Annotated in this window: 17 protein-coding genes; 6 read left to right on the plus strand and 11 right to left on the minus strand. The window is 73.5% G+C overall.

What is annotated here, in order from left to right; all coding sequences use genetic code 11:
- Positions 1 to 5 precede the first annotated feature (5 nt).
- On the minus strand, positions 6 to 308 hold the full coding sequence (locus ACLBYB_RS27550) for a DUF3572 domain-containing protein (RefSeq protein ID WP_307188484.1): 303 nt from the start codon (positions 306 to 308) through the stop codon (positions 6 to 8).
- A 74-nt stretch (positions 309 to 382) separates the two neighbouring features.
- Here ACLBYB_RS27550 and ACLBYB_RS27555 point away from each other — a divergent pair, with 74 nt between their 5' ends.
- The 5 genes from ACLBYB_RS27555 (at position 383) to ACLBYB_RS27575 (ending at position 5455) form a co-directional block, all read left to right on the plus strand.
- Positions 383 to 754, plus strand: a complete 372-nt coding sequence (locus ACLBYB_RS27555; protein WP_007560977.1) for a response regulator — start codon at positions 383 to 385, stop codon at positions 752 to 754.
- A gap of 170 nt (positions 755 to 924) precedes the next feature.
- Positions 925 to 2298, plus strand: a complete 1374-nt coding sequence (locus ACLBYB_RS27560; RefSeq protein ID WP_091682506.1) for a PleD family two-component system response regulator — start codon at positions 925 to 927, stop codon at positions 2296 to 2298.
- Positions 2299 to 2428: 130 nt separating this feature from the next.
- Complete coding sequence (locus ACLBYB_RS27565; RefSeq protein WP_447700676.1) at positions 2429 to 3637, plus strand: DUF2252 family protein; 1209 nt, start codon at positions 2429 to 2431, stop codon at positions 3635 to 3637.
- A 127-nt stretch (positions 3638 to 3764) separates the two neighbouring features.
- Positions 3765 to 4727, plus strand: a complete 963-nt coding sequence (locus ACLBYB_RS27570) for an acetyl-CoA carboxylase carboxyltransferase subunit alpha (RefSeq protein WP_447700677.1) — start codon at positions 3765 to 3767, stop codon at positions 4725 to 4727.
- Positions 4724 to 5455, plus strand: coding sequence for a papain-like cysteine peptidase (locus tag ACLBYB_RS27575; RefSeq protein ID WP_447700678.1), 732 nt, complete (start codon positions 4724 to 4726; stop codon positions 5453 to 5455). Before ACLBYB_RS27570 ends, ACLBYB_RS27575 begins: the two co-directional genes overlap by 4 nt.
- A 57-nt stretch (positions 5456 to 5512) precedes the next feature.
- On the opposite strand, the gene ACLBYB_RS27580 is transcribed toward ACLBYB_RS27575, so the two are convergent.
- Positions 5513 to 5764: a DUF1640 domain-containing protein gene (locus ACLBYB_RS27580; RefSeq protein WP_447700679.1), complete on the minus strand. Its 252-nt coding sequence runs from the start codon at positions 5762 to 5764 to the stop codon at positions 5513 to 5515.
- Positions 5765 to 6205: 441 nt separating this feature from the next.
- Between ACLBYB_RS27580 and ACLBYB_RS27585 the strand changes: the two genes are divergently transcribed.
- Positions 6206 to 7732 (plus strand): L,D-transpeptidase family protein, encoded by a 1527-nt coding sequence (locus ACLBYB_RS27585; RefSeq protein WP_447700680.1) that lies wholly within the window; start codon positions 6206 to 6208, stop codon positions 7730 to 7732.
- A gap of 4 nt (positions 7733 to 7736) precedes the next feature.
- Here the strand turns inward: ACLBYB_RS27585 and ACLBYB_RS27590 are convergent, their stop codons facing one another.
- The 9 genes from ACLBYB_RS27590 to ACLBYB_RS27630 all read right to left on the minus strand — a co-directional run bounded on the left by ACLBYB_RS27590 (position 7737) and on the right by ACLBYB_RS27630 (position 16699).
- A complete protein-coding gene (locus tag ACLBYB_RS27590) occupies positions 7737 to 7910 on the minus strand; it encodes a YqaE/Pmp3 family membrane protein (protein WP_012318839.1) in 174 nt (57 codons plus the stop codon).
- Between the two features lie 125 nt (positions 7911 to 8035).
- A complete protein-coding gene (locus ACLBYB_RS27595) occupies positions 8036 to 9652 on the minus strand; it encodes a cytochrome c (RefSeq protein ID WP_447700681.1) in 1617 nt (538 codons plus the stop codon).
- A gap of 21 nt (positions 9653 to 9673) precedes the next feature.
- The gene (locus tag ACLBYB_RS27600; protein ID WP_020095241.1) at positions 9674 to 10045 is read right to left on the minus strand and encodes a hypothetical protein; all 372 of its coding nucleotides are present in this window, start codon (positions 10043 to 10045) and stop codon (positions 9674 to 9676) included.
- On the minus strand, positions 10045 to 10542 hold the full coding sequence (locus tag ACLBYB_RS27605; RefSeq protein WP_447700682.1) for a TspO/MBR family protein: 498 nt from the start codon (positions 10540 to 10542) through the stop codon (positions 10045 to 10047). Before ACLBYB_RS27605 ends, ACLBYB_RS27600 begins: the two co-directional genes overlap by 1 nt.
- On the minus strand, positions 10539 to 11765 hold the full coding sequence (locus ACLBYB_RS27610; protein WP_020095243.1) for a geranylgeranyl diphosphate reductase: 1227 nt from the start codon (positions 11763 to 11765) through the stop codon (positions 10539 to 10541). Before ACLBYB_RS27610 ends, ACLBYB_RS27605 begins: the two co-directional genes overlap by 4 nt.
- 4 nt (positions 11766 to 11769) lie before the next feature.
- Positions 11770 to 13101, minus strand: a complete 1332-nt coding sequence (locus tag ACLBYB_RS27615) for a BCD family MFS transporter (protein WP_020095244.1) — start codon at positions 13099 to 13101, stop codon at positions 11770 to 11772.
- Entirely contained in the window at positions 13101 to 13985 is an 885-nt protein-coding gene (chlG, locus tag ACLBYB_RS27620; RefSeq protein ID WP_091682495.1) for a chlorophyll synthase ChlG, read from the minus strand. Before chlG ends, ACLBYB_RS27615 begins: the two co-directional genes overlap by 1 nt.
- Positions 13986 to 14333: 348 nt before the next feature.
- A complete protein-coding gene (gene ppsR, locus ACLBYB_RS27625; protein ID WP_020095246.1) occupies positions 14334 to 15779 on the minus strand; it encodes a transcriptional regulator PpsR in 1446 nt (481 codons plus the stop codon).
- A gap of 29 nt (positions 15780 to 15808) precedes the next feature.
- Positions 15809 to 16699 (minus strand): cobalamin B12-binding domain-containing protein, encoded by an 891-nt coding sequence (locus ACLBYB_RS27630; protein ID WP_447700683.1) that lies wholly within the window; start codon positions 16697 to 16699, stop codon positions 15809 to 15811.
- Between the last annotated feature and the right edge of the window lie 246 nt (positions 16700 to 16945).

The following is a 16945-nucleotide window of genomic DNA, read 5'->3' on the forward strand; positions in this document are numbered from 1 at the left end:
CCGCCTCACGCCCATGCGTCGTCCGGCCGCGGCGAGAGCGCCTGCCAGGCCGCGGCGATCCGCTCCGGCTTGATCCCGAGGCCGTTCGCGCAGGCGACCAGCACGTTCTCGTCGCCCATCACGTGGTCGAGGACGCCGACCAGGAAGGCCGGCTCCCGGGCGCTCGCGCGGAGCGTGTCGGGGCTCAGGCCGCTCGCCGCCAGGAAGGGCAGGAGACGGTCGTCGTCCCCAGCGATCCACAACAGAACGTCCAGGGCGAGCCGTTCGGCCGACTCATGCCCTTGAAGAGGTTTGCCATTCATCAACATGTGAACGCTACAAAGGTGACGGAGGGGCTTCACGGCCCGCTAATCATGATCGGCGCGCACCGGGACAACGGATCATGAAGAAGACGGTGCTGATCGTCGAGGACAACGAGTTGAACATGAAGCTGTTCAACGATCTCCTGGAGGCGAACGGCTACGCGACGCTCAAGACCGCCCACGGCATCGAGGCGATCGAGCTGGCGCGCGCCCATCACCCCGACCTGATCCTCATGGACATCCAGCTCCCCGAGGTCTCCGGCCTCGAGGTGACGAAGTGGCTCAAGGAGGACGACGACCTCAAGAGCATCCCGGTGATCGCCATCACGGCCTTCGCCATGAAGGGCGACGAGGAGCGGATCCGCGAGGGCGGCTGCGAGGCCTACCTGTCGAAGCCGATCTCGGTCGCGAAGTTTTTGGCAACGGTTCGGGCCTATCTTGAACCGCGTTGACGCCGGCGAGGCGTGCCGTTGAACCGGACCCCCGGCCGCGCCGGGCCGGGTGACCGGTTCAACCGTCCGTCCCGTCGTGTCCGCCCCGGCCCCGGCGGCCGACCGGCGGCGCGCCCCCACGGCACACGGCGCCCGGTCCGGGCCGCTCACCCGCGCCCGCACGAGGAACCATGTCGGCCCGTGTCCTGATCGTCGACGATCTGTTCCCGAACGTCAGGCTTCTGGAGACGAAGCTCGGCCTGGAATATTTCGACACGCTCGCGGCCATGAACGGCCGGGACGCGATCGCGATCTGCGAGAAGGGCCTCTGCGACCTCGTCCTGCTCGACGTGATGATGCCCGGCATGGACGGGTTCGAGGTCTGCCGGCACCTCAAGAACAACCCGCTCACGGCCCACATCCCGGTGGTGATGGTCACGGCCCTCGACCAACCCGCGGACCGCCTGCGCGGCCTCGACGCCGGGGCCGACGACTTCCTGACCAAGCCGGTGGACGACACCGCCCTGTTCACCCGGGTGCGCAGCCTCGTGCGGCTCAAGGCCGTGACGGACGAGCTGCGCCAGCGCGCGCTCGCCTCCCGGGAGTTCGGGATCGGCGATCCCCTGGCGCTCGCCACCGCCGAGACCGGCCTCGACGCCCGGATCCTGCTGATCGAGGACCGGCCCGGCTCGGCCGAGCGCCTCGCCGGGGCCCTGCGCCAGCACCACGTGGTCACGGTCGAGCCCGACCCGCAGGAGGCCCTCCGCCTCGCCGCCGAGGAGTCCTTCGACCTCGCCCTCGTGAGCCTCGACCTCACCGGCTTCGACGGCCTGCGCCTGTGCAGCCAGCTCCGGTCCCTCGACCGGACCCGGGCGATGCCGCTGATCATGCTCGCCGAGGAGTACGACCGCGCCCGGGTGGTCCGCGGGCTCGATTTCGGCGTGCACGACTTCCTGATGCGGCCGGTCGACCGCAACGAGCTGATGGCCCGGGTCCGCACCCAGGTGAAGCGCAAGCGCTTCACCGACGCGCTCCGGGGGGCGATGCAGGCCTCCCTGCAGATGGCCGTGACCGACGCGCTCACCGGCCTGCACAACCGGCGCTACCTCGACAGCCACCTCGGCACCCTGTTCGGCGACGAGGCCGCCCGCCGGGCGAGCCTCGCCGCGCTGATCCTCGACATCGACCACTTCAAGGGGATCAACGACAGCTTCGGCCACGAGGCCGGCGACGAGGTGCTGCGCGGCTTCGCCGAGCGGGTCCGCCAGCACACGCGGCCGATCGACATCGTGGCGCGCTACGGCGGCGAGGAGGTGGTGGTGATCCTGCCGGAGGCGGGCCTCGTCGAGGCGCAGGGCATCGCCGAGCGCATCCGCGAGCGCGTCGAGGCGGTGCCGTTCACCGTGCAGGGGGCGACCCGGACCGTGTCGGTGACGGTCTCGATCGGCGTCGCCGTGCGCCGCGGCGAGGATCTCGGCCCCGCCGACATGCTCCGCCGGGCCGACCTCGCCCTCTACCGGGCCAAGGCGGCGGGCCGGAACCGGGTCGAGTCGCAAGCGGCCTGACCGGCGGCCTGACAGGCGTCCCCGCGTCAATACGCGCGCCCGCGCGCGCGGATGAAAAGGCCGGCCTCGCCGTGTTATCGGATTCGGCCGGCCCGTCGAGGCCGGCGGAGCGGCGCGCGGGACCGAACCCATGGACATGCAGGTACCGGCACGATCCGGCCGCGACGCGAGCGTGCTGAACCACCGCCGCCTGTGCAAGATCGCGTCCTCGCCGCACGCCTACGTCCGCGGCAGCACGGCGCGGTTCTACGAGCTGCTCGCCGGGATGCCGGCCGGCACCCTGCCCGAGGGGCCGCCCGTCTGGATCTGCGGCGACGCGCATCTCGGCAATCTCGGCGCGCTCGCCGGCCCGGACGGCGGGATCGACATCCAGATCCGCGACCTCGACCAGACCGTGGTGGCGAACCCGGCCTTCGACCTCGTCCGGCTCGCGCTCTCCCTGGTCACCGCGGCGCTCAACGCGACCCTGCCGGGCATCGTCACCGCCCGGATGATGGACGCCATGGCGGACGGCTACGCCGAAGGGATCGCCGATCCCGAGGGGGCCGAGCGGGGCGTCGACCCGTCCGAGATCGTCGTCACGACGAAGCGGCGGGCGCTCGGCCGGCGCTGGCGCCACCTCTCGCGCGAGCGCCTGAAGGGCAAGGCCGCCCGGCTCCCGCGGGGCAGCCGGTTCTTCGACCTCGACGCCGACGAGCAGGACTCGCTGACGGCGCTGATCCGCGATCCGGAGATCCGCCGCCTCGTCCTGGCGCTCGGCAGCGCGGCCGACGACGCCGAGATCCGGCTGCTCGACGCCGCCTACTGGATCAAGGGCTGCAGCTCCCTCGGGCGCCTGCGCTACGCCGCCCTGGTGGAGGTGCTGGGCGGCGACCGCCCGAACCTCGCCCTCCTCGACGTCAAGGAGGCGGTGCCGCACCTCGCGCCGGCCGCCGCCGGGATCGCGGTGCCGCCCGACCACGCCGCGCGGGTCGTCGCGGGGGCGCGGGCGCTGTCGCCCAACCTCGGCGACCGGATGGTCGCCGGCCACATCGGCGGCACGCCCGTCACGGTCCGCGAGCTGCTGCCGCAGGATCTCAAGATCGACGCCGAGCAGTTCTCCCGCGGCGAGGCGGTCCGCGTCTCCCGGCACCTCGCCGCCATCCTGGGCCGGGCCCACGGCCGCCAGATGGGCGCGGCCGACCGCCGGGCCTGGATCGACGCCGTGCGGGCGCCGGGCCCGGGCCCCGACGCCCCCGGCTGGCTCTGGTCGGTGGTCACCGACCTGATGGGCGCGCACCAGCGCGGCTACCTGGAGCATTGCCGCCGGATCGCCCGGGAGGCGCTGGACGCGGCCTGACGCGGCCCTCACCGGCCCGGACCCGGGGCGCTTCCGCCACGCCGCCGGTTGACACCATCCCCGCCATCGCCAACACCTCGCGCCCGCCGCCTCTCGCGCGGCGGACCCCGGGAAGACCTGTGATACGATGGCGGTGACGCGCACCTACCTCGACTTCGAGAAGCCGGTGGCCGAGCTGGAGGCCAAGCTCGAGGAGCTGCGCGCCGTGAGCGCGCGCGACGGCGCGGTCTCCATCGCCGAGGAGGTCGGCCGGCTCGAGGCCAAGGCCGGCCAGGCGCTCGCCGAGATCTACGCGAATCTGACCCCCTGGCAGAAGACCCAGGTGGCCCGCCACCCGCAGCGGCCGCACTTCGTGGACTATCGCGACGGGCTCATCACCGAGTTCACCCCGCTGGCCGGCGACCGCAGCTTCGGCGAGGACGAGGCGATCCTGGGCGGGTTCGGCCGGTTCCGCGGCCGGCCGGTCCTGGTGCTCGGCCAGGAGAAGGGCGCCACGACCGAGGCGCGGCTGCGCCACAATTTCGGGATGGCCCGGCCCGAGGGCTACCGCAAGGCGGTCCGGCTCATGGAGACCGCCGACCGGTTCGGTCTGCCGGTCCTCGCCTTCGTGGACACCGCCGGCGCCTATCCGGGCATCGAGGCGGAGGAGCGCGGCCAGGCCGAGGCCATCGCCCGCTCGACCGAGGCCTGCCTCGCGCTCGGCGTGCCCAACGTCGCCGTGGTGATCGGGGAGGGCGGCTCGGGCGGCGCGATCGCGCTCGCCACCGCCAACCGGGTGCTGATGCTGGAGCACGCGATCTACGGGGTGATCTCGCCGGAGGGCGCCGCCTCGATCCTGTGGCGCGACCAGGGCCGCGCGTCGGACGCCGCGACCGCCATGAAGATCACCGCCCAGGACCTGCTGCGGCTCGGCGTCATCGACACGATCATCCCGGAGGCCACCGGCGGGGCGCACCGCGACCGCGAGGCGGCGATCCGGGCCGCGGGCGACGCCATCGCCGACGCCCTCGCGCAGTTCGACGGCCTCTCGCCCGTCGAGATCCGCGACCGGCGCGCCGAGAAGTTCCTGGCGATCGGCCGGACCCTGTGAGCGAGCCCGGGGCGACGGGGGGCCTGTTCGGCGCGATCGGCCGGCTGCTCGGCCGGCGCGACGCGCGGGAGCCGGGCCGGCACAACCACGTCTCCCTGGGCTGCAATTGCCAGATGGCGCACGTCCTCAAGACGCTCGACCTGCGCCAGTGGTCGGGGCCCCTCGACTGGATCTTCTCCATGCCCGGCATGGCCCGGGACTGCCTCGCCGACGACTTCGCCGCGCTCGTCGACCGGGGCCAGCTGGAGAGCATCCCGGAGGCCGAGCGGCGCGGCCCCGGCATCTGGCGGGGGCGCCACCGCCTCTACCGGGAGCGGCACGGCCTCGAGTGCGTGTTCAACCACCACGACCCGGCGACGAGCGAGGCGGACTACGCCTTCCTCACCGAGGGCGTGCGCCGGCTGCGCCGGGCCCTCGACACGCCGGGCACCGACAACCGCCTCTGGATGATGACCCATCTGCACACGCCCCGCGACGTGGTCGAGGCGATCGACGACCTGCTCGGGCAGCGCGCCAGCCGCAACCACCTGACCTTCGTGCAGCTCGAGACCGGGCACCCGCGCATGGCGGTGGTCGAGGCGCTCGACCTGCGGCCCACCCTGCGCTGGCTCACCGTGCAGACGCCCTCGGAGCCGGTCGGCCTGCGGCTCGCCGAGCCGGCCGACGACGCGGCGCTGGTGGCGATCATCCGCGCCGAGGCGGCGCGGCGGCCGGACCTGTTCGCCTGAGCGGGCGCCCGGGGGCGACGTTGCGGGGCGGCGGCCGGTCGGCTCCCGGGGCGGCCGTCAATGCGCGGCGCGCGACAGGGCAACGATCGCGCCGACGATGACGATCGTCTGGAAGCCGATCGAGCCGATCACCCATTTCATGATGTCGAACTTCGCTTCGGCCAGATCGGTCTTGGTGACGAGGTTCGTCAGATCGGAATCCCGACTCTCGCGGATCGCCGCGGTGATCGCCTCGGCCTGATCCTCGGACAGGCCGGTCGCCCGCAGGCGACGGACGAGGGCGTGCGTGTCGAGCGAGAGGGCCGCCATGGGCGACGTTCGCGTGTTCGAGCCGTCCGGGTCGATCGGCCGAATCCGGATGGCAGCCTCCGCGAACGTGGCGCCTTCATCCCGCCGAGGCAAGCAGCGCAAAGTTGGGCGCCCGGCGCGGTCGCACGCGTCCGCGCCGCCAGGGAGTCCACCGGTCCGCGCACCGGGCCGGCAGGCCGGACCGCGGGCGGGACCGCGCACGAGCACAGCATGGATCGCCGCGCGGCCCTGCGGCTCGAACGGCGCCGTCCCGCGACCCCGCCGCGGCGCGCTGTGGATAGCGCGCATGCGCGGGCTCTCCACACCCGAGAACAATCCAGTGTTGCAGCCGGGTCCTTGCGGTAAGGAAGGCGCAAGCTTAACGAGCCTATTGGGTTGGGGAGTGGCACCCGACGCGGCCAGCAAGGCCCGCGGGCGCGCGTAAGACGATCGAGGTTCCCCATGACGGCGCGTCTCGCGACCGCGCGACTGCTGGCGGCGGCGTCCCTGCTGGCCCTGTCGCTCGCCGCCTGCCAGGACGGTTCCGGGATCAACGGCCCGAGCGCGCGCAGCCTCGCGCCGATCGCCCCCCAGACCGTCGCGTTGATGCAGTCCAAGGGGATGCAGCCCTCCGACCCGATCCTGATCCGCACCTTCAAGAAGGAGGCGGAGATGGAGATCTGGAAGCGGGGGAGCGACGGCCGCTACGCCCTCATGAAGACCTACCCGATCTGCCGCTGGTCCGGCCAGCTCGGGCCGAAGACCCGGGAAGGGGACCGGCAGGCGCCCGAGGGCTTCTACACGATCACCCCGGGCCTGATGAACCCGAACTCGTCGTACTATCTCTCGTTCGACACGGGCTTCCCGAACGCCGTCGACCGGGCCAACGGGCGCACCGGCAAGTACCTGATGGTGCACGGCACCTGCTCGTCGGCGGGCTGCTTCGCCATGACCGACGCCACCATCGCGGAGATCTACGCCGTCGCCCGCGACGCGTTCATTGGCGGCCAGCGCAGCTTCCAGTTCCAGTCCTACCCGTTCCGGATGACGGCCGAGAACATGGCCAAGTTCCGCAACGACCCGAACATCGCCTTCTGGCAGAACCTCAAGGAGGGGTCCGACTATTTCGAGGCCCTGCACGAGGAGCCGAAGATCGGCCAGTGCGGGACCAAGTACGTGTTCGGCGGGGCCGACGCGGCCGCCGGCTCGTGCAAGCCGCGGGTCGACCCGCTGGTCGCCGAGAAGAGCGCGCGCGACACGCACGCGGTCGCCGACCTCGTCGCCAAGGGCACGCCGGCGGTGCGGGTCGTGTACCAGGACGGCGGCCAGAACCCGGTCTTCCGCCCGCAGAACGCCAGCGCCTTCGCGAGCCTCGGCGGCACCGAGACGGTCCTGCCCTACGACGCCAAGGAGTACGGCCGGCACAATCTCGGCGACGTGAGCCGGCCCGAGACCCTGGCGGCCGGCCCGCAGGAGATCGAGCTCGCGCCGAAGGGCCAGCCCACGATGCTGGCCGGCGCCGAGCCGGCGGCCGCGACCCGCGCGGCGAAGGCCGGCGGCAAGGGGCACGGGCGGGAGCCAGCGGCGCCCACGACGCCCACGACGCCCACGACGCTCATGGCGAACCGCGCCGATCCCGGCGCGCAGGTCGAGACCACGGCGGCCCTGCCCGACAAGCCCGCCCGCATCGCGGTGGCGGACGCGGACGGCGACGCGAGCAGCTACCAGAAGCTGTTCGGCCAGCTCTTCGCCAAGGACAAGCCGGCCCCGGCGGCGCCCGCGGCCCCGGCGGCCGACGCCGCGGTCGTGCCCGCGGCGGCGCCGGAGCCGGCGAAGGTCGCCCACGCCGCCGAGACGGTCGCGCCGAAGGCCGCCAGGGCCCACGCGGTGAAGACCGCGAAGGTCGAGGGCAAGGGTGAGTCGAAGGCCGACGCGAAGGCGGAGAAGCCCGCCCTCCGGAAGGGCGAGCCCGAGGGCCGGAAGCCCTGACGGCTCAGACCAGCGGCCGGTCGCGGTTCATCAGCCACAGGGCGTGGACCGTGCCGGGCAGCCAGCCCAGGATCCACAGCAGGATGTTCAGCAGGAACTGAAGGCCGAAGCCCGTGGTGACGAGCACGGCGATCGGCGGGAAGAAGATCGCGAGCAGGATTCGGACGAGGCTGGACACGGGGACTCCGGGCGTGAGGTCGGCACGTCCCGGCTCCAACGAAACACGGTTTTATCCGTTCCGCCCGATCTGACCCCGAACCGGCCCCGAAGACCCCGGCAGGCCGGGGCCGCGGGGGCGGCGCCTCAGTTCTTCGCCGGCGGCGTGGTGGCGGAGGGGACGTTGGCGGCCTGCTTCTCCGGGTGCTTCACCTGGCTGTAGGCGACGTTCGCGAAGGTGCCGATCACCGCGGGCCAGCTCGGGTTGCCGTATTGCGGGTCGTCGCGGCCGACCTTGCAGAAGGCCGTGGTCAGGCCGTTGACGATGTCGTCGTCGGTGACCCCGGTCGGCTCCGCCTTCACCTGCTGCACCAGCCGGGCGAGGGTCGGGACGAAGTCCTGCTGCTTCAGGCCCTTCAGGCTCGCCTGCAGCCCGATCTTGTCGAAGGCGGCCTTGAGCTTGTCCTGCTCGATCTCCGCGCAGGGCGCCGTGCCGGCCAGCATGGTCTTGGTGGCGGCGCGCGCCTCCGAGGCCTTCTCGCCGGTCACGACCGGCGCCTTGTTGCCCCAGGAATTGCGGATGTAGTCGGTGACGTTCTTCACCTCGACGTCGGTCATCTGCTGACCGATCGCCACCATCGGGGCGAGCCCACTCTGGGCGCCGAGCCCGCCGTAGATCACCCGCAGCACCGTCTCGGGGCCCTCGGACTGGACCGAGGTGTTGCCGGCGAGCGCCGGGACCGCGCCCTCGATGCCCTTGCCGTCGGGCTGGTGGCAGGAGGAGCAGTAGGTCAGGTAGGTGGAGGCGCCGGGCGCGTCGGGCGTGTCGAAGGCCGCGAGGTCCTTCGGCTTGTAGGTCTGCTTGGCCGGCACGGTGCGCAGGTACGCCACCATGGCCTTCAGGTCCTCCTCCTTCACCTTGGAGAGGGATTCCATGATGGTCTGGCGCATCGGCCCGGCGGCGACGCCCGGCCGGTCGCCCGGGGCGGTGCCGGTCTTGAGGTAGGTCACCACCTGCTCGTCGGTCCAGGCGCCGATGCCCTGGTGGCCGTCCGGGGTGATGTTGGGGGCGTACCAGCCGTCGATCACGCCGCCGCCGAACCGGCCCGCGAAGCTCGAGTTGCCGACGAGCTTGTTCTCGTTGTGGCACATGGCGCAGTGGCCGAGCCCCTCCACGAGGTAGCCGCCGCGGTTCACCTCGGCGCTGGCCTTCGGGTCGGGCTTGAAGCGCTCCTCGGTGAAGAAGGCCGTCCGCCACGTCACCAGCGCCGTGCGGACGCTGAACGGGAACGGGATCTGGCTCTCCTTCCGCTTCTCGTTCACGGCCGGGACCGACTGGAGGTAGGCCCAGATCGCCTTGGTGTCCTCGTCGGTGACCTTGGTGAACCACGCGAACGGGAAGGCCGGGTACAGGTAGCCGACGTTCTTGCTGTAGCCGTGCCGGAACGCCTGGTCGAAGTCGGCGTAGCTCCAGTTGCCGAGGCCCGTCTCCTTGTCGGGAGTGAGGTTGGGGGTCATGATCACGCCGAAGGGCATGTTCAGCGCGTAGTTGCCGGCGAGGTACTTGCCGCCCGGCGCCGTGTGGCAGGCCGCGCAGTCGCCCATCGTCACGAGGTACTTGCCGCGCTCGATCTGGTCGGCCGAGCCGTCCTGCGCCAGCGCCGGCGCGGCCAGGAGCAGGCCCGCGAGGAAGGGGGCGGCCCGCATCGGGGCCAGCCGCGTCGGGGCCGCGCGGCCGGAGGAGAGGGCTCTCGTGCGCTGCATGCCGCGTCTCCCATCCCGATTTTAGAGCTGTTTGAAACTTGTGACGCGCGTGAACGCGGCCGTCGCGGGCGTTGTTCCGGCCGGCGCCGCGCTGCGGCGTTGTGCCGTGGCCGCCCGGACCCGCAGGCCGAGGTCGGCGAGATGGGCGACGAGCCCGGCGAGCATCCACCCGGCGACCGCGACCCAGCCGGCCCCCACGAGCGCCGCCCGCAGGGCCAGCATCAGCGCGGCGCCGGAGGCGAGGTTGGCCAGCAGGGACGGCAGCGGCGGGCCGCCCCGGCGGGCGAGCCACGCGAGGGCGAGCGCCTCCAGGGCGACGAGCAGCAGGATCCCGTCGACGATCCGGCCCGACGCGAAGGCGGGGCCGAGGACCGGGTCGAGGAGCGCCCCCATCAGGCGGGCTCCGCGAACGGCCCGTTGAGGCGGACGATCCGCAGGTTCAGGCAGGCGGCGACGCTGACCCAGGCGAGGTAGGGCAGGTTCATGAGCCCCGCCGCGCCCGAGACCCGGCCGGTCACCAGCACCAGCACGGCGATGGACAGCCACAGGACCGCGACCTCGGCCAGCGCCCAGTCGGGCCGGCGGAACCGGAAGAACAGCACGCTCCAGGCGATGTTGAGCACCCCGTTCACCGCGTAGGCGGCCAGCAGGACGCCCCGGGCGACGGGGTCGGCGTCGCCGTTCCAGGCCAGCACGCCGGCCGTGGTGGTGAGCGCGAAGATCACCGCCCAGACCGGGCCGAAGGCCCAGTCCGGCGGCTTCCAGGCCGGGACCCGCAGGCGCCGGTACCACGTGTCCGTCGTGGTCGCGAGGCCGCCGGCCACGGCCACCAGCACGGCGGCGACCGCCGCCACCACGGGCGGTCCCAGATCGGCGGCGGCGAGGCTCACGGCGAGACCCAGCGGAACAGGTGCGCGAGGTCCTTGAAGAAGATCCGCGCGTGGGCGGCCGGCTTCGCGCGGACCAGCTCCTTGTTCATGTAGCTGTCCCAGGTGAGCTGCTGGACGTCCTTGTCCCGGCAGATCGAGACGAAGCGCTCGCGCAGGCCGTCGCTGCGGTACCAGACCCACTGCATCATCCCGAGGATCCAGAACACGCGCCCGTGCAGCTTCATGAACTGCTTCCGCGCGCCCGCGAGGGCGCGCGCGTCCCCGGTCCGCAGGAAGGCGGCGGCGGCCTCGGCCGACAGCCGGCCGCCGAGCATCGCGTAGTAGATCCCCTCGCCGGAGGCCGGCGCGACGACGCCCGCGGCGTCGCCCGCGAGCAGCACGTCCCGGCCGTTGTCCCAGCGCTTCAGGGGCTTCAGCGGCAGCGGCGCCCCCTCGCGGCGGACGGTCTCGGCGTGGTCGAGGCCGGTGGCGGCGCGCAGGGCCCGGATCGAGGAGCGCAGCGAGAACCCCTTCCGCGCGCTGCCGGTGCCGATGCTCAGCGTGTCCCCGTGGGGGAAGATCCAGCTGTAGAAGTCCGGCGAGTGGCGGCCCTGGTAGTAGACGTCGCAGCGGGTGGCGTCGACCGACCCGGCCCCGGGGGCGCCGGCCTCCGGGACCCGCAGGATCTCGTGATAGGCGAAGACCTGCCGCATCCTGGCGTGGCCCGGCACCTCCGCGCGGCCGACCGGCGAGCAGGCGCCGTCGGCGCCGAGGACGAGGCGGGCCCGGACGGCGTGGCGGGCGAGGCCGGCCCCCGCGCCGGTGGTGAAGTGGACCAGCGGCGGCCCGTCGTCGGGCCGGGTGATCCGGTCGTAGGCCGCCGCGCGCAGGTCGGCGCCGGCCGCCGCGGCCCGCTCGCGCAGCCACGGGTCGAAGTGCTCGCGGTCGACCATGCCGACGAAGCCCTCGCCCACCGGCATGTCGACGGCCTTGCCGCTCGGCGCCACCATCCGGGCGGACCGGATCTTCGCCACCAGGAGCGCGTCCGGGATCGCGAAGTCCCGGATCAGCCGGGGCGGGATCGCGCCGCCGCAGGGCTTGATCCGGCCGGGCTTGTCGAGGAGCAGCACCGCGTGGCCGGCCCGGGCGAGGTCGGTCGCCGCCGTGGCGCCGGCCGGCCCGCCGCCGACCACGACGACGTCGTAGCTGTCGCGGCCGGGGCCGCCATCGTCCAACCGGGCCATGGCCTCACCTCGCGCTGAAGGCAGGATCGAGCGGCACCGTGTCCGGTGCCGGAGCGGGTTCGAGCCGCGCCGCCAGGACGACCGCGACGAGGAACAGCAGCCCTTCCGCGGCGAAGACCGCCGCGTAGGCCTGGACGGGTTCGGCGGTGACCAGCCGGACGGCGTCGACCGCCACGGCCCCGAGGAAGCCGCCGGCCCCGAAGGCGACGCCCTGCGCGGCGCCCCAGACGCCCATGCGGGTTCCGCGCTCCCGCGCGTCGCCGCGGCCGGCGAGCGCCATCATCGAGCCGATGGCGGCGACCGCGTAGGCGCCGTTGGCCACCCCGAGGGCGAAGACCGTCGCGCGCAGGGGGAAGTCCGATCCCGCCGCCGCGCCGCTCGCCAGGGCGAAGAGGGCGGCGGCCGAGCCGGCGCAGCCGATCCCGATCCAGAGCCGCAGGGAGGCGAGGACGGTGCCGCGGGCGAGGAGCGTCACCGCCGCCACCAGCAGCATGCCGGCGAGCACGCCGCCGTGCTGGAGGCCGGCGAGCTTGGTGGTGGCGCCGGGGCTCATCGCGAAGACGAGGCCGGCATAGGGCTCCAGGATCAGCTCCTGGGCGCTGTAGGCCAGCATCGACACGAAGACGAAGATCGTGAAGGTCCGGCTCACGGGGTCGGCCAGCACGTGGGCCAGCACGGTGAAGAACGGGCGGCGCGCCTCCGCGGGCTCGGGCGCCCGGACCGGCAGGCGGCGCTCGACGCCGGCGACCGCGAGCGCCGCCACGCAGAAGGCGACGAGCGAGACCGTGCCCGACACCGCCGCGAGGCGCGGGCCGGAGAACGGGTCGAGGAAGTGCCCGGCGAGCGGCGCCGTGACGGCGAAGCCGACGATCATCATCACCCAGACGACGGTGGCGGCCGCGCCCCGCCGGGCCGGCGCGACGCCGCCCGAGAGCAGGACGAGGAGGGAGGTCCCGGCCGCGCCGACGCCCATGCCGACGCACAGGAACGAGAGGGCGGCGAGCGCCAGCCCCAGGGCGAGGCTCTCGGCCGCCAGCGCGGTGCCGCAGGCGGCGCCGAACCCGCCGAGGCAGAGGGCCGCCATGCCGCCGACGATCCAGGGGGTGCGCCGGCCGCTGCGGTCGGAGCCGTAGCCCCAGCGCGGGCGCAGGACCTGCACGGCGTAGTGCAGGGCGACCAGCAGGCCCGGCACGAGGGCGGGCAGCGCCAATTCCACCACCATGACCCGGTTGAGGGTGGCGGTCATCAGCACGACGACGCTGCCCAGCGCGGTCTGGACGAGGCCGAGGCGGACGATCTGGGGCCAGCCGAGGCCCGTGCCGGGGTCCGGTGCCATCACGCCCCTCCCACCAGCGGGCGCAGCGCGAAGGCCGAGACCAGCATGCCGAGGACGTAGAGGGTGGTGCCGGTGCCGTTGTACCAGATCGCCCGCTCCCGGGGATTCTCCAGGAACCGGGCCATCAGGGCGAACTGCCCGGCGAGCAGCGCGGCGACGAGGCCGGCGTGCCAGTAGCGCTCCCAGCCGACGAGGAGCGCGATCACCGCCACCTGCGGCAGGGCCATGACCAGGCAGGCGAAGCGCGCGGCGCGCTCGGAGCCCATCTGCACCGGCAGCGACAGCAGCCCCATCCGGCGGTCGCCCTCCACGGACTTGAAGTCGTTGAGGGTCATGATGCCGTGGGCCCCGGCCGCGTAGAGCAGCGCCACCAGGAGCACCCGCCGGTCGGGCAGGGCGGCGGCCATGACGGCGGCGCCGGTGAACCAGGGCAGCCCCTCGTAGCAGAGCGCCACCGCGGCGTTGCCCCACCAGCCGTTCCGCTTCAGCCGCACCGGCGGCGCCGAGTAGATCCAGGCCAGGACCAGCCCGAACAGCGCGGCCCCGAGGATCCAGGGCCCGAGCGCGGCGGCCACCGCCAGCGACAGCGCCGTCCAGGCGAGCGCGAGGTAGAGCCCCCAGCGGCCCGGGATCCGCCCGGAGGGGATCGGCCGGTTCGGCTCGTTGATCGCGTCGACGTGGCGGTCGAACCAGTCGTTGGCGGCCTGGCTGGTGGCGCAGACCAGCGGGCCGGCCAGCAGGATGCCGGCGGCGATCACCGGCCACTGGCCGCTGGCCGGCTGGCCCGAGGAGATCACCCCGCAGGCGAAGGCCCACATCGGCGCGAACCACGTGAGCGGCTTCAGCAGCTCGATGACTGCGCTCGGGGCGGGCGTAGCGGTCATGACGGGAGGCTACCGGCGCCCGGCGGGGTGTCAAGCCAGATTTACACCGCGCGCCAGCATGTGCGCGACGTTTGTCGAATAAATGCAGCGGCGGACCAGAAATACATTATCCGGAACACCGAAAAACCGTGCCGGCGGGACCGCCCGCGCGGGCGCTTTCCGGCGCTCCGGCGGCGCCCCGGGCGCTCCCGGCGACCCCCGTCCGCGAGGACGATTCCGGGATCTTCGAGGCCTTCGGTGCCGGGATCCGAGGGGGTCCGGCGGGCCCCGCCGCGCGCACCTTCGGGGGATGGGAAAGGATGGGATGGGATGGGATTGGATGGGACGGGTCCCGCCGCGTCCGGATCCTCAGATGTCCTCGACCGGGCCGTCCAGGTCGCCGACGCCGTAGCGCCGCATCTTGGCGTAGAGGCCCTGCCGGCTCAGGCCGAGCATCTCGGCCGCCGAGGCCCGGTTGTCCCGGGTGATCCGCAGGGCCGCCTCGATGCAGAGCTTCTCGATCAGGTCGGTCGTCTCGCGCACCAGGGTCTTCATCGAGACCCGGCCGACCAGCTCGGTCATCTGCTCCACCGAGCGGGGCACCTCCCGCCCGACCCCGGGGCGCCCTTCGGCGATCCGCCGCGGGCCCGACCGGATGGCGAAGCCCAGGCAGGGGCGGGCGCCGGCCACCGACACGGCGGCGACCTCCACGTCCTCCATGCCGCCGTAGGCGCCGCGGACGACGGTGGCGAAGCGGCGCACGGCGCCGTGGTCGACGAGGGTCGCGAACAGCGCCTGCGCCTCGGTCTCGTCGCGGCCGAGCCAGTGGTCGAGGGTGCGCCCGCGGGCCTGGCCCACCGTGGCGAGCTGCGCCAGCTCCAGGAAGGCGGCGTTGGCCATGAGGATCCGCCGCGCCGAATCGGTGACCACGAAGCCCTCCGGCATCGCCTCGATCACCGCGGCGGTGGGCGCCTCCTGGTCGGGCCCGGGCGCCGCCGTCGCCGGGTCGGCGACCAGCTGCAGCAGCGCGCTCGCGCCGCCCTCGCCCCGGAACAGCGAGGCCGAGACCGTGACCTCCCCGCGCCCGTGCTGCAGCGCCGCCCGGATCTCGCCCGCCTGCCCGGTCGCCCGCAGGGCGGCGAACTGCGCCTCCAGGGCCCGGGTGCTGGCGGGGTCGAACAGCTCGACGGCGTCCTGCCCGGCGATGCGCTTGGCCGGGCGCCCGAGGAGGCGCGCCGCGGCCGGGTTGGCCTCGGCCACCCGGCGCGTGCCGGCATCGACCACCAGCACCGGCTCGCCGGAGATCTGGAACAGGAGCCGGTAGCGGGTCTCGGCGGCGCGGAGCCGGTCGTAGTCCCGCTCCAGGGCCTGCTGGGTCTCCACCAGCCGGCGCTGCAGGGCGGCCACCGCCCGCATGTCGCGCCCGAGCACGAGGATCGGGCCGCCCTCCGAGGGCCGGATCGACGCGTAGCGGATCGGCAGGTCGGCGCCGTCGGGCGAGGGGTGGTTCACCTGGCGCCAGCGGGTGATGCCGTCGGCCCCGGCGTCCCGCAGCAGTGCGTCGACCTTCGGGCGGCTCTCCACCGTGACGGTGTCGATCCAGCGCCGGCCCAGCCAGCCCGCCACGGTCTCGGCCGCGAGGTCGGCGCCGACCGTGGCGTCCCGAATCACCCCGTCCGCGTCGATCACCAGGGAGAGGTCCGCGGACGCCGCGACGATGCGCCCGACCGCCTCGCCCTGGAGGAGGCCGGCCACCTGCTGCAGGGCCGCGGGCGGCGACTGCGGGGAGGGGCGGGGCTGAGGGGTCACGGTCACCGCAATGTGATAGTCGGTTGGAGGCCCTTTCAGCAGGCCAAGGCCTGTCTGTCCAGCAAAGCTTCGGCCGCGGCGGGCGCGAGGCACGCGTCCGACGCGCAGGCATCCGCCCCGACGATCCCCGCCTCGCCGCCGTGGCGCGCGAAGAAGGGGCCGCCGACCAGCACCCGGACGTGCCGGTTGCGCGAATCGCGGCGCACCTCCGCCACCGTCGCCGTCAGGACCGGCAGCAGGACGTCGCAGGAGAGCGACAGGCCGACCACGTCGAACCAGTCGGACCGGAGCAGGTCCAGGGGGTCGACCCCCGGCCCGGGCACCGCGGTGGTCACGTCCCAGCCGGCCTCCCGGAAGAAGCTCGCGACCAGCGACAGGCCGAAGACGTGGGTCTCGCCCGGGCAGGGCAGCAGCAGGACGCTGCGCCCGTTGGCCGGGACCGATTCGCTCTCCAGCTCGGCGCAGAGGCGGCGGCTCACGGTGTGGAGCCGCCCGAGGGCCTCGGTCACCGCCAGGAAGTCGCAGGCATCCTCCTCCCAGAGGGCGCCGAGGTGCCGGGCGGCCGGGGCGAGCAGGTCGAGGAGCAGGCGCGGGAGCGGCAAGCCGCCGTCGCGCAGGGCGTCCACGCGGGCGTCGAGGTCGACCGGGCCGGAGGCCAGGAGCAGGGCGCTGAAGTCGGCGATCTCCCGCGCGCTCGGCGCCCGGTCCGCCGGGACGGCGCGGCCGGCGGGCCGGTGGGCGAGCATCAGGCGGGGCAGGATCTCCGCCTCGACGACCTTGGCGAGCGCGTCGGGCACGGGCCTGTGCAGGTCGGGCCAGCCGAGGGCCGCGTCGCGGAACACGGGGAGCCCGTCGCTCACGGGGCTGCAGCCGGCCGCGGACGGACCGTGATCCAGACGGCCACCGAAATGCCTCCAGTTTCCCATCGGCATCCTCCCTGAGACGGCCCCGTCCCGGAAGGGCCGGCGGATCCGCTCGCGCGCTCGGTGTGGCGTTGCTCGCCCGTCTATTCTTCGTGTCCGTCAGTTCCTGAGTCTGACAAGCCGAACGGCAGCAATCTCTGCCGCCACGGCCGACGATACGCTTCCTGACGATCTTGGCAATGATCTTATTCGAAGAAAAAATATCCCTGCCACTGTCATGTCGTGAAAGCGTCAAGCGCACTTGACACT

Source organism: Methylobacterium sp. D54C, assembly GCF_053345595.1.

Bases quoted from the DNA above. Each gene is read 5' to 3' on its own strand.
- ACLBYB_RS27550 (WP_307188484.1), bottom strand. From the start codon at position 308: ATGTTGATGAATGGCAAACCTCTTCAAGGGCATGAGTCGGCCGAACGG.
- ACLBYB_RS27555 (WP_007560977.1), top strand. From the start codon at position 383: ATGAAGAAGACGGTGCTGATCGTCGAGGACAACGAGTTGAACATGAAG.
- ACLBYB_RS27560 (WP_091682506.1), top strand. From the start codon at position 925: ATGTCGGCCCGTGTCCTGATCGTCGACGATCTGTTCCCGAACGTCAGG.
- ACLBYB_RS27565 (WP_447700676.1), top strand. From the start codon at position 2,429: ATGGACATGCAGGTACCGGCACGATCCGGCCGCGACGCGAGCGTGCTG.
- ACLBYB_RS27570 (WP_447700677.1), top strand. From the start codon at position 3,765: ATGGCGGTGACGCGCACCTACCTCGACTTCGAGAAGCCGGTGGCCGAG.
- ACLBYB_RS27580 (WP_447700679.1), bottom strand. From the start codon at position 5,764: ATGGCGGCCCTCTCGCTCGACACGCACGCCCTCGTCCGTCGCCTGCGG.
- ACLBYB_RS27585 (WP_447700680.1), top strand. From the start codon at position 6,206: ATGACGGCGCGTCTCGCGACCGCGCGACTGCTGGCGGCGGCGTCCCTG.
- ACLBYB_RS27595 (WP_447700681.1), bottom strand. From the start codon at position 9,652: ATGCAGCGCACGAGAGCCCTCTCCTCCGGCCGCGCGGCCCCGACGCGG.
- ACLBYB_RS27600 (WP_020095241.1), bottom strand. From the start codon at position 10,045: ATGGGGGCGCTCCTCGACCCGGTCCTCGGCCCCGCCTTCGCGTCGGGC.
- ACLBYB_RS27610 (WP_020095243.1), bottom strand. From the start codon at position 11,765: ATGGCCCGGTTGGACGATGGCGGCCCCGGCCGCGACAGCTACGACGTC.
- ACLBYB_RS27615 (WP_020095244.1), bottom strand. From the start codon at position 13,101: ATGGCACCGGACCCCGGCACGGGCCTCGGCTGGCCCCAGATCGTCCGC.
- chlG (WP_091682495.1), bottom strand. From the start codon at position 13,985: ATGACCGCTACGCCCGCCCCGAGCGCAGTCATCGAGCTGCTGAAGCCG.
- ACLBYB_RS27630 (WP_447700683.1), bottom strand. From the start codon at position 16,699: ATGGGAAACTGGAGGCATTTCGGTGGCCGTCTGGATCACGGTCCGTCC.